This is a genomic window from Sagittula sp. (assembly GCF_052825245.1).
The window spans coordinates 75315-99244 of sequence record NZ_JBRBWD010000013.1 but is presented as its reverse complement, the minus strand read 5'-3'; the positions used below and the strand labels follow the sequence as shown (position 1 = coordinate 99244).

At 66.3% G+C, this 23930-nt stretch carries 23 protein-coding genes; 12 read left to right on the top strand and 11 right to left on the bottom strand.

All coding sequences use genetic code 11. The features are described from left to right. Window positions 1–170: 170 nt before the first annotated feature. Window positions 171–428: a hypothetical protein gene (locus ACU0DV_RS03660; protein WP_446241071.1), complete on the bottom strand. Its 258-nt coding sequence runs from the start codon at window positions 426–428 to the stop codon at window positions 171–173. Further along, window positions 425–3190, bottom strand: a complete 2766-nt coding sequence (locus ACU0DV_RS03655) for a [protein-PII] uridylyltransferase family protein (RefSeq protein WP_446241070.1) — start codon at window positions 3188–3190, stop codon at window positions 425–427. The genes ACU0DV_RS03660 and ACU0DV_RS03655 overlap by 4 nt, the downstream gene beginning before the upstream one ends. A gap of 64 nt (window positions 3191–3254) precedes the next feature. Here ACU0DV_RS03655 and ACU0DV_RS03650 point away from each other — a divergent pair, with 64 nt between their 5' ends. From ACU0DV_RS03650 to ACU0DV_RS03630, 5 genes are all read left to right on the top strand, one after another. Beyond that, complete coding sequence (locus ACU0DV_RS03650) at window positions 3255–3842, top strand: NAD(P)H-dependent oxidoreductase (RefSeq protein ID WP_446241069.1); 588 nt, start codon at window positions 3255–3257, stop codon at window positions 3840–3842. Continuing rightward, the gene (locus ACU0DV_RS03645; protein WP_446241068.1) at window positions 3843–4310 is read left to right on the top strand and encodes a YbaK/EbsC family protein; all 468 of its coding nucleotides are present in this window, start codon (window positions 3843–3845) and stop codon (window positions 4308–4310) included. Window positions 4311–4614: 304 nt separating this feature from the next. Next, window positions 4615–5061, top strand: a complete 447-nt coding sequence (locus ACU0DV_RS03640; RefSeq protein WP_100930518.1) for a DUF2852 domain-containing protein — start codon at window positions 4615–4617, stop codon at window positions 5059–5061. 104 nt (window positions 5062–5165) lie between these two features. Beyond that, window positions 5166–5609 carry an RDD family protein gene (locus tag ACU0DV_RS03635; RefSeq protein WP_198521771.1) on the top strand — a complete coding sequence of 148 codons (444 nt, stop codon included), beginning with the start codon at window positions 5166–5168 and terminating at the stop codon, window positions 5607–5609. 203 nt (window positions 5610–5812) lie between these two features. After that, window positions 5813–6625, top strand: coding sequence for an arginyltransferase (locus ACU0DV_RS03630; RefSeq protein ID WP_100930517.1), 813 nt, complete (start codon window positions 5813–5815; stop codon window positions 6623–6625). Window positions 6626–6629: 4 nt separating this feature from the next. Here the strand turns inward: ACU0DV_RS03630 and ACU0DV_RS03625 are convergent, their stop codons facing one another. The 5 genes from ACU0DV_RS03625 to ACU0DV_RS03605 all read right to left on the bottom strand — a co-directional run bounded on the left by ACU0DV_RS03625 (window position 6630) and on the right by ACU0DV_RS03605 (window position 13500). Next, window positions 6630–6914, bottom strand: a complete 285-nt coding sequence (locus tag ACU0DV_RS03625) for a hypothetical protein (RefSeq protein WP_446241067.1) — start codon at window positions 6912–6914, stop codon at window positions 6630–6632. A 233-nt stretch (window positions 6915–7147) separates the two neighbouring features. Then, window positions 7148–9511, bottom strand: a complete 2364-nt coding sequence (locus ACU0DV_RS03620) for a TRAP transporter large permease (protein WP_446241066.1) — start codon at window positions 9509–9511, stop codon at window positions 7148–7150. A gap of 13 nt (window positions 9512–9524) precedes the next feature. Further along, a complete protein-coding gene (locus tag ACU0DV_RS03615) occupies window positions 9525–10445 on the bottom strand; it encodes a TRAP transporter small permease subunit (protein ID WP_100930514.1) in 921 nt (306 codons plus the stop codon). Between the two features lie 138 nt (window positions 10446–10583). Beyond that, window positions 10584–11669 (bottom strand): TRAP transporter substrate-binding protein, encoded by a 1086-nt coding sequence (locus tag ACU0DV_RS03610; protein ID WP_100930513.1) that lies wholly within the window; start codon window positions 11667–11669, stop codon window positions 10584–10586. Between the two features lie 610 nt (window positions 11670–12279). After that, on the bottom strand, window positions 12280–13500 hold the full coding sequence (locus ACU0DV_RS03605; protein ID WP_446241065.1) for an MFS transporter: 1221 nt from the start codon (window positions 13498–13500) through the stop codon (window positions 12280–12282). Window positions 13501–13637: 137 nt separating this feature from the next. Here ACU0DV_RS03605 and ACU0DV_RS03600 point away from each other — a divergent pair, with 137 nt between their 5' ends. Both ACU0DV_RS03600 and ACU0DV_RS03595 read left to right on the top strand, forming a co-directional pair. Continuing rightward, window positions 13638–15050 carry a cache domain-containing protein gene (locus tag ACU0DV_RS03600; protein WP_446241064.1) on the top strand — a complete coding sequence of 471 codons (1413 nt, stop codon included), beginning with the start codon at window positions 13638–13640 and terminating at the stop codon, window positions 15048–15050. Next, window positions 15047–15685, top strand: coding sequence for a response regulator transcription factor (locus ACU0DV_RS03595; RefSeq protein ID WP_283983375.1), 639 nt, complete (start codon window positions 15047–15049; stop codon window positions 15683–15685). Before ACU0DV_RS03600 ends, ACU0DV_RS03595 begins: the two co-directional genes overlap by 4 nt. Window positions 15686–15778: 93 nt before the next feature. On the opposite strand, the gene ACU0DV_RS03590 is transcribed toward ACU0DV_RS03595, so the two are convergent. Next, entirely contained in the window at window positions 15779–15991 is a 213-nt protein-coding gene (locus ACU0DV_RS03590) for a hypothetical protein (RefSeq protein ID WP_100930510.1), read from the bottom strand. A gap of 598 nt (window positions 15992–16589) precedes the next feature. Here ACU0DV_RS03590 and ACU0DV_RS03585 point away from each other — a divergent pair. Genes ACU0DV_RS03585 through ilvN form a run of 3 tightly spaced genes read left to right on the top strand, consistent with a single transcriptional unit; the run spans window position 16590 to window position 19456 of the window. Next, window positions 16590–18344 carry an acetolactate synthase 3 large subunit gene (locus ACU0DV_RS03585; RefSeq protein ID WP_100930509.1) on the top strand — a complete coding sequence of 585 codons (1755 nt, stop codon included), beginning with the start codon at window positions 16590–16592 and terminating at the stop codon, window positions 18342–18344. 4 nt (window positions 18345–18348) lie between these two features. Further along, the gene (locus tag ACU0DV_RS03580; protein WP_446241063.1) at window positions 18349–18855 is read left to right on the top strand and encodes a hypothetical protein; all 507 of its coding nucleotides are present in this window, start codon (window positions 18349–18351) and stop codon (window positions 18853–18855) included. Between the two features lie 34 nt (window positions 18856–18889). Then, a complete protein-coding gene (gene ilvN, locus ACU0DV_RS03575) occupies window positions 18890–19456 on the top strand; it encodes an acetolactate synthase small subunit (protein ID WP_100930507.1) in 567 nt (188 codons plus the stop codon). Window positions 19457–19535: 79 nt separating this feature from the next. On the opposite strand, the gene ACU0DV_RS03570 is transcribed toward ilvN, so the two are convergent. Further along, window positions 19536–19880 carry a hypothetical protein gene (locus ACU0DV_RS03570; RefSeq protein WP_283983377.1) on the bottom strand — a complete coding sequence of 115 codons (345 nt, stop codon included), beginning with the start codon at window positions 19878–19880 and terminating at the stop codon, window positions 19536–19538. 249 nt (window positions 19881–20129) lie between these two features. On the opposite strand from ACU0DV_RS03570, the gene ACU0DV_RS03565 reads away from it, so the two are divergent. Beyond that, entirely contained in the window at window positions 20130–20930 is an 801-nt protein-coding gene (locus ACU0DV_RS03565; protein WP_446241062.1) for a helix-turn-helix domain-containing protein, read from the top strand. Between the two features lie 130 nt (window positions 20931–21060). On the opposite strand, the gene ACU0DV_RS03560 is transcribed toward ACU0DV_RS03565, so the two are convergent. Continuing rightward, a complete protein-coding gene (locus ACU0DV_RS03560; protein WP_100930505.1) occupies window positions 21061–21876 on the bottom strand; it encodes a DUF2189 domain-containing protein in 816 nt (271 codons plus the stop codon). Between the two features lie 141 nt (window positions 21877–22017). On the opposite strand from ACU0DV_RS03560, the gene ACU0DV_RS03555 reads away from it, so the two are divergent. After that, on the top strand, window positions 22018–22365 hold the full coding sequence (locus tag ACU0DV_RS03555) for a hypothetical protein (protein WP_283983379.1): 348 nt from the start codon (window positions 22018–22020) through the stop codon (window positions 22363–22365). A 389-nt stretch (window positions 22366–22754) separates the two neighbouring features. Here the strand turns inward: ACU0DV_RS03555 and prfB are convergent, their stop codons facing one another. After that, window positions 22755–23879: a peptide chain release factor 2 gene (gene prfB / locus ACU0DV_RS03550; RefSeq protein ID WP_100930503.1), complete on the bottom strand. Its 1125-nt coding sequence runs from the start codon at window positions 23877–23879 to the stop codon at window positions 22755–22757. Between the last annotated feature and the right edge of the window lie 51 nt (window positions 23880–23930).

The following is a 23930-nucleotide window of genomic DNA, read 5'->3' as shown; positions in this document are numbered from 1 at the left end:
GGCGGCGGGGGGGGGGGGGCGGGGTGCGGGGGCGGCGCGCGCGGGGCCGGGGCGCCCGCGCCCCGGGGGGTTGTGCTTGGGGGGGTCGCCGGGGCCCCCCCGCCCCCCCACGCCGGGGCTCGGCCCCGGACCCCGAGGTATTTCGGCCAAGATGAAGGGGAGATCCGCGCTCAGTTGCGCGGGCGCGAACGCCATCCGCCGCGCCGCTTCGGCGCAGCAATGCCGTGCTGTCCTTCGCGCAGAACTTCCGTCATAGGGTGGCCCTCCTGGCCGTACTCCTCCAGCAGCGCGGCGATCAGAGTGCTTGTATCGGTGTCGACCGGCAGCGACAGTGCCCAGTCGAAGAAGATCGAGCGGCATTCCTCGTTCGTGATGCCCTCGATCCGGTAGGCTTCCCGGATCAGCCCCTTGGGGTCCGCGTCGTTCATGTCTCTTCTCCTTCGGGCAGGACTGCCCGGATGATGCCGGCGGCGCGCGCGGTGCGCGTATCCAGTTCCTCACGCAGCGCGTCGAGGGTTTCGTGCCCGGTCAGCCGCAGCAGGAAGGCGCAGCCGCCCGCGCCCAGCGTGTCGGGGTCGAGCGGCTTGTCGCTGACCAGCCGCGCGCCGATCTGCAGCGACCAGGCGAGTTCGTAGGCCGCCACCAGCGGGCCGCTGTCGAGCCAGTCCGCCGCCCGCAGCGCCCTTGGCGTCTGGCGCACAGGCTTGCCGGAGATCAGCGCCGCCGCCTGCCCGATCAGTTCGATCTCCTGCATCCGGCCCGGGCCGATCTTGGCGTCCCACGGGCCCGAGCCGCCCTTTGCCGCCTCGATCCGGCGCAGCATGCTGGCCACCTCCGACAGCACTTTCGTGCGGTCGCGCGGCTCGGCCAGCAGGCCCAGCCGGAAGGCCTCCACGTCGTCGGCGAAGTCGCGCGGGCCAGCGATCACCCGCGCACGGGTCAGCGCGAGGTGCTCCCAGGTCCAGGCTTCTTCCTGCTGGTAACGCTGGAAAGACGCCCAGGAGGTCGCCACCGGCCCCTGGTTGCCGGAGGGACGGAGCCGCATGTCGACCTCGTAGAGCCGGCCCTCGGACATGCGCGCGGTCATCGCCGTCACCAGCGCCTGCGTCAGCCGTGCGTAATAGGTGCGCGAGGGCAGCGGCCGGCGGCCGTCCGAACTCTCGACGTCCTGCGGATCGTAGATCACGATGAGGTCGAGGTCGGAGCGCGCGTGCAGTCGCCCTGCCCCAAGCGATCCCATGCCCAGCACCACGGCACCGCGTCCCGGCGGCGCGCCGTGTTTCAGCGCGAATTCCTCCTGCACCACCGGCCAGATCGCCGTCAGAACGGCTTCGGCAAGGTCGGCATAGGCGCGGCCCGCCTCCTCCGGCGCCATCATCCCGCGCAGGAGGTGCACGCCTGCGCGGAAGTGCCATTCCTTGGCCCAGCGGCGCGCGAGGTCGAGGCGCCGTTCGTAGTCCGGTTCGGCCTCCAGGACGCGCGACAGTTCCTCTGCCAACCGGGTCCGTCCGGGCCACTGGCTCCAGAAGTCCCCGGCGATGACCGCGTCCAGCACGGACGCGTTGCGCGCGAGGTAGACGGCAAGGTCGGGCGAGGTGCCGACGATGTCCACCAGCAGGTCGGCGAGCTGCGGATTGGCCTCGAACAGCGCGAAAAGCTGCACGCCCGCGGGCAGCCCTTTCAGGAAACCGTCGAAGGCGGCCAGCGCCTCTTCGGGCCGGGCGGTGGCGGCGAGGCGCCGCAGGATCTCCGGCCGCACGCGCTGCCACAGTTGCTGGGCGCGTTCCGAGCGCAGGCAGGGATAGGTCGACCAGCGGCGCGGCAGGTCGCTGTCCTCGAAGACCTCCGGTTCGGCACAGGGCGCAGACGAGTCGGGGGCGAAGAAGCCCTCCGTCAGGGAATGCACCTCTGTCAGGCGGTCGACGATCTCTGTCTCCAGGTCGGCCAGGTCGCAGCCCATGAGGCAGGCGATGCGGTTCAGCCCCTCCTCGCTGGTCGGCATGTCGTGGGTCTGGGTGTCGTTGACCATCTGGATGCGGTGTTCCACCTCGCGGTGCGCACGGTAGTGGCAGACCAGCTTTTCCGAGACATCCTCCGGCACCCAACCCTTGGCGGTCAGCGCCCGCAGCCCCTCCACCGTGCCGCGCACCCGAAGGTCCCGGTCGCGGCCGCCGGCGATCAGCTGGCGCGTCTGGGTGAAGAACTCGATCTCGCGGATGCCGCCACGCCCCAGCTTCATGTTGTGCCCGGCCAGCGTCACCGGCCCGTGCAGCCGCTTGTGCGACCGGATGCGCAGCCGCATGTCATGCGCGTCCTGGATCGCCGCAAAGTCGAGATGCTTGCGCCAGACGAAGGGTTTCAGCGCGGCAAGGAACCGCTCCGCCGCCGGGATGTCCCCCGCCGAGGGCCGCGCCTTGATATAGGCCGCGCGTTCCCAGGTGCGCCCGAAGCTCTCGTAATACCGTTCCGCCGCCTCCATCGCCATGATGACCGGCGTCACCGAAGGATCGGGCCTCAGCCGCAGGTCGGTGCGGAAGACATACCCCTCGCCCGTGGGATCGTTCAGCATCGACGACATCTTGCGCGTGGCGCGCACGAGGGCCGAGCGCGCCTCGAAATAGTCGTCGGGATCGTAGCGGGTTTCGTCGAAGAGGCAGATCAGGTCGATGTCGGAGGAGTAGTTCAGCTCTCCCGCGCCCATCTTGCCCATGGCCAGCACCGCCGCACCGCCCGCCGTCTCCACATCCTCGGCGCTCATGCCGGGCAGCTTGCCGCGCCGGATCTCGTGACCCACGGCCGCCTGCAGCGCCAGCGTGACGGACAGGTCTGCGAAATCGCTCAGCGCGCCGGTGACATCCTCCAGTTCCCACGCGCCGGCCAGATCGCAGAGCGCGGTCAGCAGCGCGATCCTCCGCTTTGCCTGCCTGAGCGCGCTGCCGAGCGTATCGGGCGCCACCTCGCGCAGACCGGCGTGCACCGTGGCCAGCGCAGCCTCCATGTCGCCCGCAGCCTCTTCGAGCCAGTCGCCCTCCCGGGCGATCAGCCCCTTGAGATAGGGCGAGGAGCCGCCGGTGCCGCGCAGCAGGTCGGCAACGGCGCCGCTGGCCCAGCGGGCGCTCGACAGGGTTTCCTCCCCCTTCTCGGGATCGAAGGGGCGTGGCAGGCGGGTGATGCGGCTTTCCAGCGTCATGTCTGGCAGATGCTCATGACATCAGCGGCTTGGCAAGCCCTGCGCGCTCTGAGACAAGACCGCCATGCGCCTGCTCATGGTCATAGCCCACCCGCTGGAGGACAGTCTCAGCCACCGCTTCGCCGACCGCCTGTCGCGCGATCTGACGGGGCGCGGGCACGATGTCACGTTGCGCGACCTCTATGCCGAAGGGTTCGCACCCGCCCTGACCGCCGACGAGCGGCGCGCCTATTACAGCACGCCCTTCGAGGATGTTACCGGGCTGCAGACCTTCGACGGCATGATCCTTGTCTTCCCGACATGGTGGTTCGGTCTGCCCGCGATCCTCAAGGGCTGGATCGACCGGACCTTCCTTCCCGGCGTGGCCTACGCCCACGACCCGGAACAGGGCACGCTGCACCCCGGCCTGCCCGGCCTGAAGTCCGTGCTGGCGGTCACCACCATGGGCGCGCCCGCGTGGTACGACCGCCTCGTGGCCCGCCGCCCGGTGTATCGCGCGCTGAAATACGGGGTGTTCAAACCGTGCGCGCCGAAGGCCCGGTTCCGCTTCCTCGCCCTCAACGGGGCCGAGAAGGTCACGCCCGCCCGCCTGAACCGCTTCGAGACCCGCATCACCCGCGCGGCCACCCACCTCTTTCCCACGGAGCCCTGAATGAGCAAGAGCCTCAAACGTGTCCGCGCCGCCATCGAGGCGGCAGGCCTCACCCCCGACATCCGCGAGGTCGGACAGGCCCGCACCGCGCAGGAAGCCGCCGACAGCGTCGGCGTGCACGTCGACCAGATCGCCAAATCGATCATCTTCCGCGCCGAAACCTCGGGCGAGGCGGTGCTGTTCCTGACCGCGGGCGGCAACCGGGTCTGCGCCGACAAGGCCACGGCGCTGGCGGGCGAACCGCTGGGCAAGGCGGACGCCGGTCTGATCCGGGCGCAGACCGGCTTTGCCATCGGCGGCGTCGCCCCCATCGGCCACCTGAACCCGATCCGCGCCTGGCTCGACCCGCGCCTTCTGGCGTTCGAGGAGGTCTGGGCAGCAGCCGGCACACCGCGCCACGTCTTCCCGATTGACCCCAAACGCCTGCCCGGCCTGACCGGCGCGGAGACGGCCGACTTCACGCTCTGAGGCGCGCGCGGAACGCCCTGCGGCGGCCAGCCGGGCGGGTTTTTCCGGTCCTCGAACCCCCGGAAACCGCCGGAAAACCGCGTCCGGCGCTGGCTGCAGGATGCCAAAAGACCATGGCAAAACCCCGAAAATCACACCAGCACGCACCACAACCCATTGTTTTCGCTTACCATCCGCACATCACTTCGCAAATTCCGCGCCAAAATGTAAAAAACCTTCACATCGCCTCTTGATAAGCCGCCCGGCAATCCCGATCTCATGTCATGTGAAAGACATTCACATTCACTTCCAAACGGAGAGAGACATGACCACCGCCGCTTACCAAACGACCCATCTGCCCGCCAACGCAGGCTGGCTGACCCGGGCCGAGGCGTGGCTCGATCACAAGGGCAAAGGCGCCTGGATCGCGGCCATGGTCCTCGGATTCATCTTCTTCTGGCCCGTGGGCCTCGGCCTTCTGGCCTACATGATCTGGAGCAAACGCATGTTCGGCAAAGGATGCGCACAGCGCAAACAGCACTTCCAATCGCACCGCCACACTGCGTGGGCGGCAATGAAGCCCTCGGGCAACATGGCCTTCGACGCCTACAAGCAGGAAACCCTGCGCCGGCTGGAACAGGAACAGGAAGCCTTCGAATCCTTCCTCGAGCGTCTGCGCGAAGCCAAGGACAAGGCGGAGTTCGACCAGTTCATGAACGACCGCGAGAAGCGCGCCGCCGAGTCCGCCAAGACGGTTGACGAAGACGCCTGAGCGTCCCCCGCAGCCATCCGGAAGCGCCCCCGAGGGCGCTTCCCTTTTGTCCCGTCCCCACCGCTGGTAAACTGATGACAGATCTCACCCTACAGGAGCCCCGCATGTACACCGAACCGATGTCCCACCTGCCCGACCCGGAGCGTCAGGCCGGTTTCTACGACGGGGTTCTGGTGAAGCGTTTCCTCGCCTGGATCGTCGACGTGGTGCTGATCGCGCTCGTGACCCTCGTGATCTCCACCGTGACCATCGTCGGCCTGTTCATGATGCCGCTGATCTTCCTCGCGGTGGGCTTCCTCTACCGCTGGATGACGCTCGCGGGCGGTTCCGCCACATGGGGCATGCGCCTCATGGCAATCGAGTTCCGCAACGCATGGGGCGAACGGCTCGACGGCGGGCAGGCTTTCCTCCACGTCCTGGGCTACACGATCAGCATGTCGACCTTCATCATCCAGGTGGTTTCGGTCGTGCTGATGGCGACCTCCGAACGCGGCCAGGGCCTGACCGACATGGTTCTGGGCACCGTCGCCCTCAACCGCCGGGCGTGACCCGCAGCTTCCGGGCCCCTCGCAGATGGGGTCCGGAAGAATCACTTTTGCGCCGCCTTCCCGGGAACCGAACCAATTAACCTTCAGTTAACCAATTGATCAGTAAAGATTGTCCTAATGCCTTCCTGCCCATAAGTGGGGGTTGGCGGGCGGCATGATCGTTGTTACCGTTTCGTTAAACATCCCGGAGTAATGGCACCACCATGCGCCACTCGCTGCCGCTTGCACCGCAATTCTATGTCACCGCTCCGCAGCCCTGCCCTTATCTCGAGGGCCGGATGGAGCGTAAGCTCTTTACCGCGCTGCAGGGCGAAGGTTCGCAGAAACTGAACGACTCGCTGTCGAAACAGGGGTTCCGCCGCTCGCAGAACGTGCTCTACCGGCCGTCCTGCTCCGACTGCGCGGCCTGCCTGTCGGCGCGCATCGACGTGCAGAACTTCAAGCCGTCCCGCTCGCAGAAGCGCACGCTGAAGCGCAACGCCCACCTCGAACGCCGCGCGACCAGCCCCTGGGCCACCGAAGACCAGTACGACCTGTTTCGCCGCTACCTAGACGAGCGGCACGCACAGGGCGGCATGGCCGACATGGATGTGTTCGAATTCGCCGCCATGATCGAGGAGACGCCGATCCGCTCGCGCGTGATCGAATACCTCGACGGAGAGACGGGCGACCTGATCGCCACCTGCCTGACCGACATGCTCGATGACGGGCTGAGCATGGTCTATTCGTTCTACGAGCCCTCGCAGGCGAAGAACTCTCTCGGGACGTGGATGATCCTCGACCACATCGACATCGCGCGCGAGGCCGGCCTGCCCTATGTCTACCTGGGCTACTGGGTGCCGGGGTCCGACAAGATGGGCTACAAGGCCCAGTTCGACGCGCTGGAAATCTACCGCCAGGGCCGCTGGGAGCGGTTGACCGACCCCACCGCCTACGAGGCGGAGACGCATCCCCTGTCCACCGATCCCATCGCCGAACAGGTCGCCAACATCTCCTTCCCCGACGGGCGCGGCTGAACCCTCAACCGAGGAACGCTGGGACCGCCGGTGTCATCAGAAGCCCAACCGCCAGCAGGAACACCCCGCGCGCCGCGCGCCGGGCCACCGCGTGGAACTCGGTCGCGGGCTCCATCAGCCATGCCGCCGGGTCGTCCATCTCCATCAGGTGCCTGTCGTGGCGCGTGCTGCCCCGGCGGTGCACCGGGCCGGTCAGGCCGTACGCGCGGACCGGGCCGCGGCTCTCCTGCGGGCCATGTGCCGGGCGGGCCTGTCTCCGCCCCGTGCCTGCGATGCGTGATGCGTACATGATCGTATCCTCGTCTTATTGTCTTCCGCCCGGGTCTGCGCCCGGAACGATGCCAGCGTGGCACCCGATTGGGAAAACATAGCGCACACAATCATACAATTTTATGGCGAACTTTAACTCAACCTAAAAGAATGTGGCAGATGTGGCGCGGCGCCCTCACTTGCCCGCCGCAACGAAAACGCCCCCGCGGTGATCCGCGGGGGCGCCTGTTTCACGGGCCGTCCCGGTTCAGGTCAGCCGCTGCCCAGCAGCGCCGGAACAATGGTGACCACGCCCGGGAAGACCGCCAGCAGCAGCAGCCCCACCACCTGGATGATCACGAAGGGGATCACGCCGCGGTAGATGTGCCCGGTGGTGACCTCCTTCGGCGCCACGCCGCGCAGGTAGAACAGCGCAAAGCCGAAGGGCGGTGTCAGGAACGAGGTCTGAAGGTTCACCGCGATCATGATCGTCACCCACTTCGGATCGAAATGCGCGCCGTAGATCACCGGGCCGACGATCGGCACCACGATGTAGATGATCTCGAGGAAGTCGAGCACGAAGCCCAGCACGAAGAGCACCAGCATCACGATGATGAACACCGTGCGCACATCGTCGAAGCTCTTGAGGAACTCCTGGATGTAATGCTCGCCCCCGAAGGAGATCACCACGAGGTTCAGAAGCTGCGAGGCGATGAGGATGGTGAAGACCATCGACGTCACCTTGGCCGTCTCCCGCACCGCCGGCGTCAGCACGCCCGAAGTGAACAGCACCCAGCACGAGAACAGCAGGCCGAACAGCGCGTAGAGCCACAGGATGTAGGTGAAGACGAAGGCGACCCACGTTTCGATGCTGACGGTTTCGGTGTTGATGCGCAGGTCGAAGTTCATCCCCATCAGGATCATCCCGATCACGGCCAGCGTGGTCCAGATGATGACCTTCGGGCTGCGGCCCTGGTCGCCCAGCTTGCGGTAGGCCGCCAGCATGATGGCACCGGCCGCCCCGAGCGCCGCGGCGGGCGTCGGGTTGGTGATGCCGCCAAGGATCGACCCCAGCACCGCCACGATCAGCACCAGCGGCGGGAAGACCACACGCAGGAGCTCGTTCTTCGACAGCAGCTTGAAGCCATAGGCGACGCCGAACATGGTAATCGCCCATGGGATCGCCATCAGCACCACCGTCATGCCCGCCGAGGTGGTCGGCCGCAGCAGCAGCCAGTCCACCAGCAGGCCCAGCACGATCCCGAAGGCGCCGATCTGCAACGGGCGCGGATCGGAGGACGGCGACACGCCGCGCGCCACCGCGAGGATCAGGCCGAAGATCACCGCCAGCGTGGCGATGCCCACACCGATCGGGGCCGCGTCCGAAATCATCCCGGCCCGGATCGACGCGATCTCTTCCGGGGAGCGCCGGACGCTTTCCTGGATGCCGCCAGCTTCGTCGATGGCCGTCTGCTCGGCCACCGCGCGGTCCCAGGCTTCCTGCCCGTGCAGCTCGATCATCGAGGTCTTGCAGGCATCGCTCACGTTGGTCCGCAAGGACGCGGTCGCTGCGGTGTCGGAGAAGCTGTTGACCGTGAACGACTGGCTGCCGACGATGTTGAGCTGCGCCAGCACCATGGTGCCCGCGACCAGCAGAATTGGAACCCCGAGGTACCAGGTAAAGGCCTCGCCGCGCGTGACCGGCTCGTTGTGGCTGTCCTCGGCCATGACCGGCGGCGCCTTGTGCGGCTTCAACATCGCGTAGCCGAAGGCATAGGCGGCATAGAGGAACGCCAGAAGGATGCCCGGCAGCAGCGCCGCCTGGAACAGCGTGCCGACAGAGACCACCGCCGGCTTGCCGAGGAAGGTCAGCGCGTCGGTACAGCCCGCAGCCTGCGCCCGGGCGTCCTGCGCCGTGGCGTAAAGGTCGCCCGCCAGCGTCCCCAGAAGAACGATGACGATGGACGGCGGAATGATCTGACCCAGCGTACCCGACGCCGCGATCACCCCCGTCGCCAGTTCCGGCGAGTAGTTGTTGCGCAGCATGGTCGGCAGGGCGAGCAGGCCCATTGTGACCACTGTCGCGCCGACGATGCCGGTCGATGCGGCAAGGAACGCGCCCACCACGACGATGGACACCGCCAGACCGCCCGGAAGCGGGCCGAAGACACGCGCCATGGTGGTCAGCAGGTCGTTGGCGATCTTCGAGCGTTCCAGCACGATCCCCATCAGCACGAACATCAGCACCGCCAGCAGCGTCTCGATGGACTGGCCCGCGATGACGCGTTCGTTGATGCGGTTGGTGATGCCCGCGACGGTGCGCTTCAGCCCCTCTTCCCAGCCGCCGGCGGGGAAGATCGACTCTGTCGGCACCCTTGGCAGTTCGGGGTATCGGAAGATCGATATGTTCGACGGGTTGACGCCTGAGGCGACCAGATCCCGGTACTGCTGCGAGGACGTGTCCATCGCCTGGTGGATCAGGATCCCGGCACTGTCGAGCGCGGCGATGATCCCGAAGGAAATGACCCCTGCGCCACCGATGGCAAACGCCACCGGAAAGCCCGAAAGGATCGCGGCAAAGAGCGTCAGAAAGACGATGATCAGTCCGATCTCGACGCCATCAAGTCCGAATAGCATGGTGTTCGATCCTTCAGAATTCGGCGTGGTCGTAGGCTTCTTCGCCCGTTTCCACCTTGTCCCTGTCGAGGTACTTGCCCTCCGACTCCTCTCCTTCGACGAACTCGAGGTACGAGCGGAAGAAGAAGGTCCATGCCTGGATGAAGATCATGCCGACCATGATCACCATCAGGATCTTGAACAGGAAGTAGGCGGTGAAGCCGTTGGGGCTGAACCCGATGGTCTCCACGTTCCAGCGCAGCGCGCGGGCCTTCATCTCCAGCCGGTCCAGCGGATCGGTAGGATTGACCGGCGGCACGATCAGCGACCGCCACTGGAAGTACCAGGTATACAGCCAAATCAGCGTCGCCATGGGGATCATGAAGAAGAGCGACCCCGCCATGTCGATGATCCGCTTGGTGCGGAAGCTGACCGCGGAATAAACAAGGTCGACCCGCACGTGGCCGCCCTGGATGAAGGTGTAGGCAAGGCACAGTGCCACCACCATCGCATTGTAAAGCTTCAGCTCTTCCGCCCACCACGAGATGTCGAACCCGATGGGGATGCCGAAGCCCACGACGATGTCGGGGCGCGCGAATATGCGCTGGATGAAGACGATGATCACCTGTTGCAGGACCATCAGGAGGCCCGCCCAGGCGAAGAAGCGCCCGACCCAGTTGCCGAAGAACTCAAGCCCGATCACCACGCCCCACAGGAAGGACCGCTTCCACAGGCCGATCGCGAAGAGCACGAGGAAGAAGGTGACGACGATGAACCACAGCTCCACCGAGGCGCCGTAGTAGATGAAGCGCATGATGGCCGTCTGATCGCTCCAGTCCAGCCAGCTGGCCGGATGGGTGATGGCGTAGCCAAGGTTGTAGAAAGACATGGCGATGTTCTGCAGGACCCAACCGATCCCGCTCAGAATCCCGCCGCCTGCCGCGGTCTCGTCCATGATTACCCCCAATTGTCCCGGTGGCCGCCGGTCCCTTTCGGACCCCCTGCGGCACGACGGGCGCGGCGCGCGAGGCGCAGCGCCCGGATGCGGAAACGGAGCCCCCCGCAGGGGGCCCCGTCACCCGTTCGGTCTCGGTTACTGCCCCAGCACGCGCACGCGCTGCTGCACGTAGAAGCCGTCCGACTTGTTGATCCAGCTTGCGGAGGTCGCGAGGCTCTCCTCGAAGGAGTTGCGGATCTTGGCGAACAGCTCGTCGTTCATGTTCTCGTCCATGACTTCCTTCGACGCCGCGCCGAAGGCGTCCCACACGTCGTCCGAAAACTGCAGCGTCTTCACGCCCTGCGCCTGCAGACGCGCCAGCGCCGCACCGTTGTTGGCCAGCGTCTCGGCCAGCTGGTAGTGCGTGGTCGCCATGGAGCCGTAGTTCAGGATCGCCTTGTGGGTGTCGCTGAGGTCGTTCCAGACGTCGAGGTTGACGTTCGCCGACAGAGCGGAGCCCGGCTCGTGGAAACCGGCGGTGTAATAGATCTTCGCCACTTCCTGGAAGCCCGCGCGCTCGTCCGCCAGCGGGCCGACCCACTCCAGACCGTCGAGGGCACCGGAGGACAGAGCCTGGTACAACTCGCCGCCCGGGATGTTCTGAACCGATGCGCCCAGCTTGCCCAACACCTGGCCGCCAAGGCCCGGCATGCGGAACTTCAGGCCGTTGAAGTCGTCGGCCGACTTGATCTCGTTGCGGAACCAGCCGCCCGACTGCGAACCGGAGTTGCCCGCCATCAGGCCCTTCAGGTTGAAGATCATGCCCAGTTCGTCGTGCAGCTCCTGGCCGCCGCCGTGGTAGTACCAGTTCACCATTTCCTGCGCGGTACCGCCGAACGGCACGGCCGTGTAATAGGCAAAGCCCGGGTGCTGGCCGATGAAGTAGTAGTCGGCGGCGTGGTACATGTCGGCCTGGCCCGAGGACACGGCGTCGAACACTTCGAACGCGCCCACCAGCTCGCCCGGGGCCTTCAGGTCGATGGTCAGATTGCCGTCGGACAGCTCGCCGACGAATTTCACGAGGTACTGCGCCGCGTCATCGAGAACCGCGAAACCGCGCGGCCACGACGTCACCATGGTCAGCGTGCGCTGGCCCTGTGCATAGACCGGAGCGGCCAGCGTGGACGCAGCTGCAGCGCCCGCGCCCACGGTGGACGCGCGAAGAAAAGAACGACGATCCATTGAAATCCTCCCAGATTGTTCTTGATGCGCAGGGCTCCCCACTCTGCGCGGATCGTTGAAAGTGGAGGCAGACTAGGTACGATTCCCTGGGTTGGAAATACCCACTACTGCGCAGACGGGCCGGATAAATGACCCGAAAATGCCGCTCGTGACGTGAACCTGCCCCCGGAATACAACCTATGGTAAATTATTCGCGGCGGTGAACTTCACTCATGCGCGAATCTGTGTTACGATTTGATGTATTCAAACCATACCTTTACGGCCCGCGGAGGCTGCCTTGAAACCCTTGAACAGCCAGCCATATTTCACCTCTCCCTCCACAACCGCCGCCGGAGCGCATCCCGCGTCCAGAGTTCCCCTCCCCCTCGACGACCGGACCGCTGGATGCCTTCCCTGCCACCACTCACGAAACGGCGGTTTCCTGTCTGCAGCGCCTGCATAGCCAGAACCTGCGGCGGGGCACACCGGCCGCCATCGCGCATTCCCCCGATGGCGGCCGGGCTGTCCCGGCAAGCGGCCCGAACCGCCAGCCCGACAACGCCTTCACGACAAGGCCTGCCACGGCAATGACCCGCCCGGCAGCGTCACCTTGGTCCTGTTGGCGCCCGGGTCAGTCGAACCGCAGCCGCGCTACGGCGTAGACCAGCAGACCCGAACTGACCGCCGCGCCCAGCAGGTAGGGTGCGTGCAGCGCCGCCGCCCGGCCCATGTCCGGCTCCAGCACCGAGACCAGCGCCCCGGCCCCCATCGCCCCCAGCGGCATCGCGCCCCAGCCGAGGAAGCGGTAGACGGAATTCACCCGCCCCAAGAGCGCATCCGGGATCAGCCGCTGGCGGTAGCTGACGGTCACCACGTTCCACAACATGCCCCCCAGCGCCTCGGTGAACAGCGCCAGCCCCGCCACCACGGGCGACGCGAAAAGCCCCAGCATCAGGTGCACCGCCACGAAGAGGACCAGCGCCACAAGCAGCGCCGCCCGCATCCCCAGCCGCGCCGCCACGCGGGGCGCCGTCAGCCCGCCCAGCACGCCGCCGCAGGCACCCAGCGTCAGCAGCAGGCCGTAACCCGCCGAGGACATCCCCAGCACCTCCTGCGCATAAAGCACCAGCACCGTCATGCCGCCGGTGAAAACCGCGTTGATGACGCCCAGCATCACCGCCAGCCGCAGCACCGTCGGATTGGCGCGCATCCATGCCAGCCCCTCCACCAGCGCGGGCCAGAACCGCGCCGCGGCGCCGCCCGGCCGCGCCGGCAGCGCGATCAGCCAGACCAGCGCGGCGGAGATGGCGTAGAAGGACGCATCCGCCCCGAAGGGCAGCGCGATGGACGAGGCGATCAGCAGACCGGCCAGCGGCGGCCCGATGAACTGCCCCGTGACCTGCTCGGCGCTCCACATCTGGCCGTTGGCCCGCTCCAGCGCATCATGCGGCACGATGGAGGGCAGCACCGTCTGGGCGGCGTTGTCGCGGATCACCTCCGCCGTGCCGAACAGGAAGGCGATCAGCACCAGCGCCCAGATCCCGCCCTCCTGCACCGGCGACAGGACCATGCCCAGCGTCAGCCCCATCAGCACCACGCGCACGAGGTCGGCGCGCACCATCATCAGCCGCCGGTCGGAGCGGTCGGTCCAGACGCCCGCCGGCAGCGCGAACAGCGTCCACGGCAGGCGCTGCGCTGTGGCGACGGCGGCGATCAGCACCGGGTCCTGCGTCAGCAGCGTCGCGAGCCAGGGCAGCGCCACCATGCCGATCCCGTCGCCCAGGTTCGAGACAGCGCTGGCCGAGATCAGCAGCCGGTAATTGCGGTTTTCCCGGATCAATGCGCCTGCCATGTCCTGCCCCTCATGCCGGTGTTTCCCGCAGGCTAGTGCGCCGCGCCCCGGACCGGAAGCCGCATTCCGGGCCGCCCTGCCCGCCCGCGCGACCGTTGCCCCTTTTCCCCGGCCCCGTGCTCTGCTTTCATTGCACCATGGGCCTGATGAAACGCCTCCGCCTCTCCTACGGTCAGAAGCTCTTCCTGCTGGCCTCGCTGCCGCTGATCCTCGCGGTGTCCGCCATAGCCCTTCTGGTGGCGGAACAGGCGCGCACGCTGGCCGACCGCGAGATCCGCGGCCTCGAGACCCAGCTCATCGAGGCAAAGAAGCGCGAACTGAGGAACTACGTCACGCAGGCCCGCAACGGCTTCTACTTCATCTACGGCTCCGCCCCGCCCGACGACGAGGACGCCAAGCGGCAGGTCATGCAGATCCTCGCCGCGATGATCTACGGCGACGAGGGCTTCTTCTTCGTCTACGACTACGACGGGCTGAACCTCGTCTCGCCCCGCCAGACGGAACTGATCAACACCAACCAGTGGGAGATGCGCGACAGCGAAGGCACCCCCGTGGTGCAGGAGTTCATCAACACCGCCCGCTCCGGCGCGGGTTACGTCGAACACCTCTGGCCCAAACCCTCCACGGGCGAGGACGCGCGGATGATCACCTATGTCACCTCCTTCCCGTCATGGCGTTGGGCGGTGGGCACCGGCGTCTTCATCGACGACGTGCTCCAGACCGTCGCCGCCGCCCGGGCAGAGGTCGAGGACCGCGTTCACCGCACCTTTCAGTGGATCGGCGCGATCACCCTCTCGGCGCTGCTCCTGGTCTTCATCTCCGGCCTCGTCATCAACATCCGCGAACGCCGCCTGGCCGACGCCAAGCTCAAGCACCTGACCCAGCGCGTGCTCGACGCGCAGGAGGACGAGCGCGGTCGCGTCGCGCGCGAACTGCACGACAGCATCAGCCAGATCCTCGTGGGGGTGAGATACGCTCTCGACATCGCCCGCCGCCGGCTGTCCTCCGGCGATCCGCGCGCCGAGGAATCGCTGGCCAAGGGCGCCGACAACCTCTCTCGCGCGATCACCGAGGTGCGGCGCATCTCGCGCGACCTGCGCCCCGGCGTGCTGGATGACCTGGGCCTCGGTCCGGCGATCAAGTCGCTGACCGACGACTTCCGCACCCGCACCGGCATCGACACGCGGTTCGAAACCGTGGTCTTCCGCAACCGCCTGTCGCAGGACGCCAAGATCGCGCTCTACCGCATCGCGCAGGAGGCGCTGACCAACGTCGAACGCCATTCCGGCGCGACCGAGGTGTCGATCGACCTGCGCGGCCACCGCTCCGGCGCCACGCTGCGGGTCGTCGACAACGGAAAGGGCATGGGCGACCGCAGCCGCCCCACCACGGGCATCGGCCTCAGAAACATGCAGGAGCGGATGGATCAGCTCGGCGGAACGCTCAGGGTGCTTTCCTCGCGCACCGGGACCGTGGTAGAGGCACAGGTCCCCCTCTCCCACCTGCTGCCGCCGGAAGAAGGCGCGCCCAAACGGAAGGCCAAAGGATGACGACGCGCGTGACCATCGTCGACGACCACCCGCTTGTGGCCGAAGGCATCGAAGCCATCCTCGACAGCTACGACGACATTTCCGTCGTGGCGACCCTGTCGGACGGGCAGTCGATGATCGACCGGCTGGAAGAGCTTAACCCCGACGTGATCCTCATGGACCTGAACATGCCGGGCCTCGGCGGTCTGTCGGCGACCGAGATGATCCTCGAACGCGCGCCCGATACCCGCATCCTCGTGCTCTCGATGCACGACACGCCGGAATACATCTCGACCGCGCTCAGCCACGGCGCGCGGGGCTACGTGCTGAAGGACGTGCCCACCGACGAGATCAAGCATGCCATCGACGCGGTGATGCGGGGCGAGCGATACCTCTGCACCGGGGCCTCCGGCGCGCTGACCCCGATCAACACCGGCGGGCGCGACCCGCTGACCACCCGCGAACAGACGATCCTGCTGCAACTGGCGCAGGGCAAGTCCAACAAGGAGGTGGCCGTGGCGCTCGACATCTCCGTGCGCACGGTGGAAACCCACCGCAAGAACATCAAGCGCAAGCTGGGGATCGCCACCACCGCAGGCCTGACCCGCTACGCGCTGGAACACGGCGTCCTTCAGGGCACCAGCGTCAACTTCTGACGCGCAGCGCCACCTCAGCCACATGCCGATGCCAAGAAAAAACCGGCTCCCGAAGGAGCCGGTAGAGGTAACGTGCCTTGGGTAGTTCTTGCGTCAGATGTTGACGCCAGTCTCATGCGGATCGCAACCGAGGTCAGGAGCGGACAGGACCGCAGGAACCAACAGCACCGCATTCGCTTCCGCCGCACCGGCCATGTCGGGCTCCGCCTTGGGTACGCCGCCCAACACCAGTGCCGCACCGATCAACCCCACCAGGGCCGCCGCCTTGCACAGGGTGAAATCACGAAAGAAGACGTTACGGGTCATCGCTGAAAATCCCTCGGGTCTGCTCGGCGCTCTTCGATGCCGCCTGCTTCGACAGTGCGGGAAAGCGTTGATCCGATCAACTCACGAATTTGAGCAGAAATGTTGCAGAATCGGCACGACACCCCATGGCGCGCCGCCCCTGCACCCGGCAAACCCTTGAAACCCTTAGCCCCACGCCCCCTGCAAGACCTTTCGTCAAGCGACCCCTGCGAAGATGCACAACTGCCCCGCGCAATCGGATATCGGCGCATCTCCGCTCAAATCCTGCGCTTTGGCGGCGACAAAAATTCCAAGAACGCCCCCTCTGGCGCAACAAATGGAAAAATATCTGCGCGAAATGCCCCCTCACAGGGCTTTCTGCGGTTGACGCCCCGGCGCATGGCCCATACAACTGCCCCCGCAAGAAGGAGCCTCTGGCATGATCACTCTAGTAGTCATCGTAGGAGAAAGGCGCATGGGCCGCTAACGCGGACACCCTTCCAGGTCCCCATGCGCCCCCGTCAGCCGACCGGGGGCTTTTTTATGCCCGCTGCCCGCGCAGCGCGATGCAATACCGAACCCGGGCAATCCCGCCCAAGTGTCAAGATCGGAGACAGTTATGACACGTCAGATGACCGGAGCGAAAATGGTGGTCCAGGCCCTCAAGGATCAGGGCGTGGAAGTCGTATTCGGCTACCCGGGCGGCGCGGTTCTACCGATTTATGACGAGATCTTTCAGCAGAACGACATCCGTCACGTTCTGGTGCGGCACGAACAGGGCGCGGTGCACATGGCCGAGGGCTATGCCCGCTCGACCGGCAAGCCGGGCGTCGTGCTCGTGACCTCGGGCCCGGGCGCCACGAACGCCGTGACCGGCCTGACCGACGCGCTGATGGACTCGATCCCGCTGGTTGTCCTCACCGGCCAGGTGCCGACCTTCATGATCGGCTCCGACGCCTTCCAGGAGGCGGACACCGTCGGCATCACCCGCCCCTGCACCAAGCACAACTGGCTGGTGAAGGAGACGGAGCGCCTGTCCGCCACCATCCACGAGGCCTTCCACGTCGCCACCGCCGGCCGTCCCGGCCCGGTGCTTGTCGACATCCCGAAGGACGTGCAGTTCGCCTCGGCCACCTACCAGCCGAAGCCTTCGGTCTCGACCCGGCACTACCAGCCGCAGGTCAAGGGCGACATGGAGATGATCGAGGACCTCGTGGAGGCGATCGAGACCGCCGAGAAGCCGGTGTTCTACACCGGCGGCGGCGTCATCAACTCCGGCCCGGCAGCCTCGCAACTGCTGCGTGAACTGGTGGAGGCCACCGGCTTCCCGATCACCTCCACGCTGATGGGTCTCGGCGCCTACCCCGCGTCGGGCAAGGCCTGGCTGGGGATGCTGGGGATGCACGGTCTTTACGAGGCCAACCTCGCGATGCACGGCTGCGACCTGATGATCAACCTCGGCGCCCGCTTCGACGACCGGATCACCGGCCGCATCGACGCATTCAGCCCGGACAGCCGCAAGGTGCACGTCGACATCGACCCGTCCTCGATCAACAAGGTCATCAAGACCGACATCCCGATCGTCGGCGACATCGCCCATGTCCTCGAGGACGTGCTGGCGCTCTGGAAATCGCGCGGCCGCAAGGTCAACCGCGAGGCGCTGGCCAAGTGGTGGAAGCGCATCGACGAATGGAAGAAGGTCAACTGCCTGTCCTACAAGAACTCCGACAAGACGATCAAGCCGCAGTACGCGCTGCAGCGTCTCGAAGAGCTCACCAAGGGCAAGGACCGCTACATCTGCACCGAGGTCGGCCAGCACCAGATGTGGGCCGCGCAGTTCCTCGGCTTCGAGGACCCGAACCGCTGGATGACCTCCGGTGGCCTCGGCACGATGGGCTACGGCTTCCCGGCCTCCATCGGTGTGCAGATGGCGCATCCCGAAAGCCTCGTCATCAACGTGGCGGGTGAAGCCTCGTGGCTGATGAACATGCAGGAGCTCGGCACCGCGACCCAGTACCGCCTGCCGGTCAAGCAGTTCATCCTCAACAACGAGCGCCTCGGCATGGTCCGCCAGTGGCAGCAGCTTCTGCACGGCGAGCGTTACTCGCACTCGTGGTCGGAATCGCTGCCCGACTTCGTGAAGCTGGCAGAGGCCTTCGGCTGCAAGGGCATCTCGATCTCCGATCCCGCCGACCTCGACGACGCGATCATGGAGATGCTGGAGTACGACGGCCCGGTGGTCTTCGACTGCCTCGTCGAGAAGCACGAGAACTGCTTCCCGATGATCCCCTCGGGCGAGCCGCACAACAAGATGCTGCTCGGCGAAGCCAAGGCCACCAACGCCATCGCCGGCAAGGGCGCGGTTCTGGTGTAAGGCCATGAGCGGGGGGAGCGATCAGCCCGGCAAGGACCCGCGCCTTGAAAAGGCGCGGGACTCCGCACGCCAGCGCAAGATCGTCTCCAACCGTTCGGACAAGGCGGCCCGCCGTCATGCCCGCACCATCAAGGCCACGGCCAACCGGCACCTGCGCCGCAAGGGGCGTCAGGATCTCTCAGCGATGACCGATCCCGACGACCTGAGCGGACAGGACCTGGCCACCGCCCACCGTGTCAAGGACCGGCACTGGGGCACGCAAAACGCCGCGGCGCACCGGGACCGCCGTAACGCGGAACGCCGCTATCTCGACGAAACGCCCGTCGGATCTCTGAAGGGGCGCGCCCGCTCTCTTGCGCAGCGCCTCTCGAACGACCGAAGCCCCGCCGAAATGCGCGCCATTGCCGCACGCCTCGGCGCCACCGGCCTCACGGCCTTCCCGGATCAGGCGGACGCACTGCGCCGCCTCGCCGACCGTCTCGACCAACAAAGCCGCGACAGCCTCGACTGATCCGGCCCCGCAACGACTGACAAAGGAACACCGCATGTCCGCGCTAAAGATCAAGAAGGGCTCTTCGAAGCACTCCGCCTACAACCTGCGCCCGAACTTCTCGGACGTGACGGAGACGCACACCCTCGCCGTCCTCGTCGAAAACGAGCCCGGCGTGCTGGCGCGCGTCATTGGCCTGTTCTCGGGCCGCGGCTACAACATCGAAAGCCTCACCGTGGCCGAGGTCGACCACCAGGGCCACCTGTCGCGCATCACCATCGTCACCAAGGGCACCCCGCAGGTGATCGAGCAGATCAAGGCCCAGCTTGGCCGCATCGTCCCGGTCCACGACGTGCACGACCTGACGGTCGAAGGGTCTTCGGTGGAACGCGAACTGGCGCTCTTCAAGGTGAAAAGCACCGGCGACAAGCGCGTCGAGGCGCTGCGCCTTGCCGACATCTTCCGCGCGCAGGTGGTCGATTCGACGCTGGAAAGCTTCATCTTCCAGCTCACCGGCGCACCGGACAAGATCGACGCCTTCGCCGACCTCATGCGCCCGCTCGGCATGATCGAGATCGCCCGGACGGGTGTGGCCGCCCTGGCCCGCGGCGCCGGCTCCTGATCTGAAGTCATCCCCTGAAAACAGCGAAGGCGCGCCCGGTGAGGCGCGCCTTTCGCGTTTGGTCGGCCATTAAGTCAGATCACGACATCACGACCCCGGGAAACGCCACGACGTTGTCCGTCCGCGTGAAACGTCTCGGCTCGGGCCGCGGCGCCACGGCGTCGTTCACCCGGCCGCGCAGGTTCTGCGCCAGATCGGGCGCATAGCCCGCGCCCACGCGCCTGAGGTTGTCCGCACGCCGGAAATTCGCGCATTCGCTCAGTTCGAACTGGATCAGGTCGCCGGCGTCGAGCGCGGGCCCTTCGTGGATGTCTTCTTCGGCAGCGGTATAATACGCCAGATTGCCCTGATCTTCACACCAGATCACAGCCTTCGTATCGCTGGCATCCGCCCAAAGAACCACTCCGTACATATGTTCTTGCATCACGCCACACCTGCTGATGGTTGCAGATCAAAGGTGCCGGAAACCATTCGCACAGAACACGTATTTTTCCGCGTCGGCTTCTTGATTTTTGTGCCGTGAATCGGCAGGTTTGCCTCTGTTAAGCATCACCCGTGACGCCAAGTAGCGGCAAGTCAAGCATCAGCTTGTGTTCTCATCTTCCAATAAGTCGTAAAACAGTGCTACGACTCAACAATAACGGGAATTTTTATGGCAAAGGACGGCGGCAAGATGCGACAGCGCAGCCCCTCTCCGGCAGAACTGCGCAACATGCTTGGTGACAATCTGCGTCAGTTGTCACAACAGGCAGCATCCATCTCGGCCCTGTGCCGGGAACTGGGGATCAACCGGACACAATATAACAGATACCTCGCCGGAGAGAGCTTTCCCCGGCCAGACGTGCTGCACAGGATCTGCTCCTACTTCGGTGTCGATGCGCGCATCCTGCTGGAGCCGGTCGAGCGAGTCGTGGCGACCGACAACAGCGTGCTGCTGAACCCGGCGGTGGCGGAATACCTCGGCGGCACCGCCCGCCCGGTCCCGGAAGAGGTCTTCCCCTCCGGCTTCTACCGTTTCACGCGGCGCAGCTTCATGGACGACAAGGCCTTCGTGCAGGGCGTGATCTACGTGTTCCGCAACCGCGGCGGCACTTTCCTCAAGGGATTCGAGGCCAAGGACGCCATGCGCGCGCAGGGCCTCTCGGTCGAGCCGCGCAACCGCGAATTCCGCGGCACGGTGATCCCGCAGGAGGACGGCATCGCGGCGCTGGTCAGCCGCAAGGGTGCGACGACCACCTCGTTCAACTACCTCGCCCGGATCCCGACGTTCGAAAACAACTTCTGGGTCGGCTACGTCACCCGCACCGTCCGCGAGAATGTCGCCGGACGGCGCGTCGAACGGCTGGTCTACGAACATCTCGGCACCGATCTGCAGGGGGTCCTGCCTGCCGCACGTCAGGCCGGGTTCTGTACAGCCGAGGATCTGGTGCCCTACCATCGCAACCTGCTGAAAGTGGGCGAGAACTTCTACTGACGGATGGGCAGGTCCCCTGCCCGTCCCCGCGCAGCCAGCCCCGCGCCTGTCTCCACGGCGCCCGCAAGCCCGAGCGCCCGCACGCCAGCCCGAGTGTTGGCCAGCCCGGGCGCCCCGGGTCCGCGCGACTTCAGCGCATGGCCACCGCCTCCGCGGCGGAGACCGTGCCGCGCCGCGTGCCGTAGGCCAGCATGTCGTAAAGGTGCCATGTGGCGTGCCCCAGCACCGGCAGGACCACCAGCAGCCCCAGGAACCCCGGCAGCATCGACACGAAGGTCGTGACGGCGATGAAGGCCGCCCAGCCGAACATCACCACCGGCTCGCGCTGCACGTAGCCGAAGGAGGTGATCATCGCGGTCACGAAGTCGATTTCCCGGTCCAGAAGCATCGGCAGCGCCAGCACCGTGATCATGAACAGGAGCGCCGCAAAGCCCGCGCCAACCCCGGTGCCCACCGCCAGCATGGTCAGCCCGTTCGGCGTCAGGAATATGTCGTAGGACGAGGACACGTTGGTCATCGGCGCAAGCCCCAGGAACAGCGCAAAGATCATGTGCGCCAGGAAGAACCAGAACAGGAAGATCACCAGGATCACCGCGCTGATCGACGGAAGCTGGCGTTTCGACTGGCGCGCGATCACGCTCGAGATCTGCATCCAGTCGAGCGGGCGCCCTTCCTCAAGCCGCCGGCTCACGTCGTAGAAGCCCACCGCCGCGAATGGCGCGATCAGCGGAAAGCCTATGGCCGCGAAGACCAGCCAGTAGCTCTGCCCGGTCACCCATGTGACCCAGACCATGAGCCACCCGGCCAGCACGTAGGGCCCGGCAAAGACCAGCGCGAAACCGGGCGCGCGGCGCAGGTCGCGCCAGCCGCGCCGCAGCGCCTCGCGCAGCATCTCGGCGGACACGGGCCCGAGTTCGGGAACGCCGGGTTTCGGTGTGTCGGGCATGGCCTCTCCTCCTCAGGGTCAGTCCCGTTGCGCGCGGTGGCATTCACTAAAGGCGATATGTCGCCGACGGGCAAGATTCGTCTCTTATTAACATTTTCCTTCTACGCCTGTGTTCTACCATTGGCTGTGGGAGGAGCTTCAATGACACACGCACCCGATCCGATTCGGCGTGGCGACGACGGCAGGATTCGCAATATCGACGTGCCCGCACTGGTCCGGCGGCCCGACGGCTTTGCCCGTCTGCGCGCCGCGCTGAGCGAGCTGTCGGACAGGATGCCCGCGCCGCGTGCGGTCTACGACGAACCGCCCTGGACGATCTGCCCCGACATGCCGCGCGGCAGCGTCGCCTGGCACACCACGGGCGGGGAAACCGCCATGTCCGGCTTCATCGCGTGGTACCGCGGACAAAGCCCCGAACGACAGGCCCGCATCCGCGCCGAACACCCCGAGCCGCCGGCCTGGCAGGGCTTCTACGAAACCCTGACCTGACCCGGCCAACCAGTGGATCCACGCCGCGGACATAGCTGTCCGCGAGGCTGGGCGCGCGCGCCAACGTAGGGCGGAGAGTCTCCGCCTCCTTCTGCCCAAGAACGCGCTCAATGTCCCCGGATCCGACCACTACCACAGGCTAAAGAGGCTGCGCCCTCAGCCATCGCGGTCCCGTCGTACGACTTTGAAAATGTCTCGCGCCGTCTGGTCCAACGACCACGAGTGTGCGCCAATGTGCGGTGCAGCCCCCCGGGCCTGGCATCCACCGCACCACACAAACCCCGACCGCCGGACGAGGCATCCCGCAACGCCACAGGCGCGCGGCATCGTAGGGCGGAGATTCTCCGCCCTCCCGTCCGCTCACACCCGGAGCGTCTGCCTGAAAGGGATCAGTCCTCGCCGCGTGCGTCTGCGCGGCTCTTGCCGGACACTTGTAGCGCCAGCGTCGCTTCCATGAAGGGGTCGAGGTCGCCGTCCAGCACGCCCTGCGTATCGGCGGTCTCGTACTGCGTCCGCAGGTCCTTCACCATCTGGTAGGGCTGCAGCACGTAGGACCGGATCTGGTTGCCCCAGCCCGCATCGCCCTTCGCCTCGTGCAGCGCGTTCACCTCGGCGTTCCGGCGGTCGAGCTCAAGCTGGTAGAGCCGCGATTTCAGCGCCTTCATGGCGATGTCGCGGTTCTGGTGCTGCGACTTCTCCGAGCTCGTCACCACGATCCCCGTGGGGTGGTGGGTGATCCGCACCGCGGAGTCGGTAGTGTTCACGTGCTGCCCGCCCGCGCCCGACGAACGGAAGGTGTCGATGCGGATATCGGCGGGGTTCACCACCACCTCGATGTTGTCGTCGATCACCGGGTAGGCGCCCACCGCGGCAAAGGAGGTCTCCCGCGTGCCCTTCCCGAAGGGCGAGATCCGCACCAGCCGGTGCGTACCGCTCTCGGACTTCAGCCAGCCGTAGGCGTTCTTGCCCTTGATCTGGTAGGTGGCCGACTTGATGCCCGCCTCCGCGCCCGCCTGCTCTTCCTGCAGGTCGACCTCGAAGCCGCGCTTCTCCGCCCAGCGGACATACATCCGCGCCAGCATGTTGGCCCAGTCGCAGGCCTCCGTGCCGCCCGCGCCCGCCTTGATCTCGAGGAAGGCGTCGTTGCCGTCGGTCTCGCCGTCCAGCAGCGCCTCCAGCTCCTTCTTGGCGGCGGTCTCCACCAGCGCCTTCAGCGCCGCCTCGGCGTCGCGCACCACTTCCTCGTCGTCTTCCATTTCCCCCAGCTCGATCAGCTCGACCTGGTCCTCCAGCTCCTGCTTGAGCGAGGTGTAGGATTCCATCGCGTCGACCAGCGACTGCCGGTCGCGCATCAGCTTCTGCGCGGCTTCGGGGTTGTCCCACAGGTTCGGGTCCTCGACCCGCGCGTTGAACTCCTCCAGCCGGTGCTGCGCCGTCTCCCAGCCAAGCCGCTGCTTGAGCAGATCAAGCGACTTCTCGATCTTCTCCACGTGGTTCTGGGCTTCGGCGCGCATGGGGGACTCCTCGTACTCTCAGGCCCCGCGTGATACCAAGGGGCCAGAGGA

Coding starts and splice junctions, on each gene's coding strand:
- ACU0DV_RS03660 (WP_446241071.1), bottom strand. CDS start 428: ATGAACGACGCGGACCCCAAGGGGCTGATCCGGGAAGCCTACCGGATC.
- ACU0DV_RS03655 (WP_446241070.1), bottom strand. CDS start 3,190: ATGACGCTGGAAAGCCGCATCACCCGCCTGCCACGCCCCTTCGATCCC.
- ACU0DV_RS03650 (WP_446241069.1), top strand. CDS start 3,255: ATGCGCCTGCTCATGGTCATAGCCCACCCGCTGGAGGACAGTCTCAGC.
- ACU0DV_RS03645 (WP_446241068.1), top strand. CDS start 3,843: ATGAGCAAGAGCCTCAAACGTGTCCGCGCCGCCATCGAGGCGGCAGGC.
- ACU0DV_RS03640 (WP_100930518.1), top strand. CDS start 4,615: ATGACCACCGCCGCTTACCAAACGACCCATCTGCCCGCCAACGCAGGC.
- ACU0DV_RS03635 (WP_198521771.1), top strand. CDS start 5,166: ATGTACACCGAACCGATGTCCCACCTGCCCGACCCGGAGCGTCAGGCC.
- ACU0DV_RS03630 (WP_100930517.1), top strand. CDS start 5,813: ATGCGCCACTCGCTGCCGCTTGCACCGCAATTCTATGTCACCGCTCCG.
- ACU0DV_RS03625 (WP_446241067.1), bottom strand. CDS start 6,914: ATGTACGCATCACGCATCGCAGGCACGGGGCGGAGACAGGCCCGCCCG.
- ACU0DV_RS03620 (WP_446241066.1), bottom strand. CDS start 9,511: ATGCTATTCGGACTTGATGGCGTCGAGATCGGACTGATCATCGTCTTT.
- ACU0DV_RS03615 (WP_100930514.1), bottom strand. CDS start 10,445: ATGGACGAGACCGCGGCAGGCGGCGGGATTCTGAGCGGGATCGGTTGG.
- ACU0DV_RS03610 (WP_100930513.1), bottom strand. CDS start 11,669: ATGGATCGTCGTTCTTTTCTTCGCGCGTCCACCGTGGGCGCGGGCGCT.
- ACU0DV_RS03605 (WP_446241065.1), bottom strand. CDS start 13,500: ATGGCAGGCGCATTGATCCGGGAAAACCGCAATTACCGGCTGCTGATC.
- ACU0DV_RS03600 (WP_446241064.1), top strand. CDS start 13,638: ATGGGCCTGATGAAACGCCTCCGCCTCTCCTACGGTCAGAAGCTCTTC.
- ACU0DV_RS03595 (WP_283983375.1), top strand. CDS start 15,047: ATGACGACGCGCGTGACCATCGTCGACGACCACCCGCTTGTGGCCGAA.
- ACU0DV_RS03590 (WP_100930510.1), bottom strand. CDS start 15,991: ATGACCCGTAACGTCTTCTTTCGTGATTTCACCCTGTGCAAGGCGGCG.
- ACU0DV_RS03585 (WP_100930509.1), top strand. CDS start 16,590: ATGACACGTCAGATGACCGGAGCGAAAATGGTGGTCCAGGCCCTCAAG.
- ACU0DV_RS03580 (WP_446241063.1), top strand. CDS start 18,349: ATGAGCGGGGGGAGCGATCAGCCCGGCAAGGACCCGCGCCTTGAAAAG.
- ilvN (WP_100930507.1), top strand. CDS start 18,890: ATGTCCGCGCTAAAGATCAAGAAGGGCTCTTCGAAGCACTCCGCCTAC.
- ACU0DV_RS03570 (WP_283983377.1), bottom strand. CDS start 19,880: ATGCAAGAACATATGTACGGAGTGGTTCTTTGGGCGGATGCCAGCGAT.
- ACU0DV_RS03565 (WP_446241062.1), top strand. CDS start 20,130: ATGCGACAGCGCAGCCCCTCTCCGGCAGAACTGCGCAACATGCTTGGT.
- ACU0DV_RS03560 (WP_100930505.1), bottom strand. CDS start 21,876: ATGCCCGACACACCGAAACCCGGCGTTCCCGAACTCGGGCCCGTGTCC.
- ACU0DV_RS03555 (WP_283983379.1), top strand. CDS start 22,018: ATGACACACGCACCCGATCCGATTCGGCGTGGCGACGACGGCAGGATT.
- prfB (WP_100930503.1), bottom strand. CDS start 23,879: ATGCGCGCCGAAGCCCAGAACCACGTGGAGAAGATCGAGAAGTCGCTT.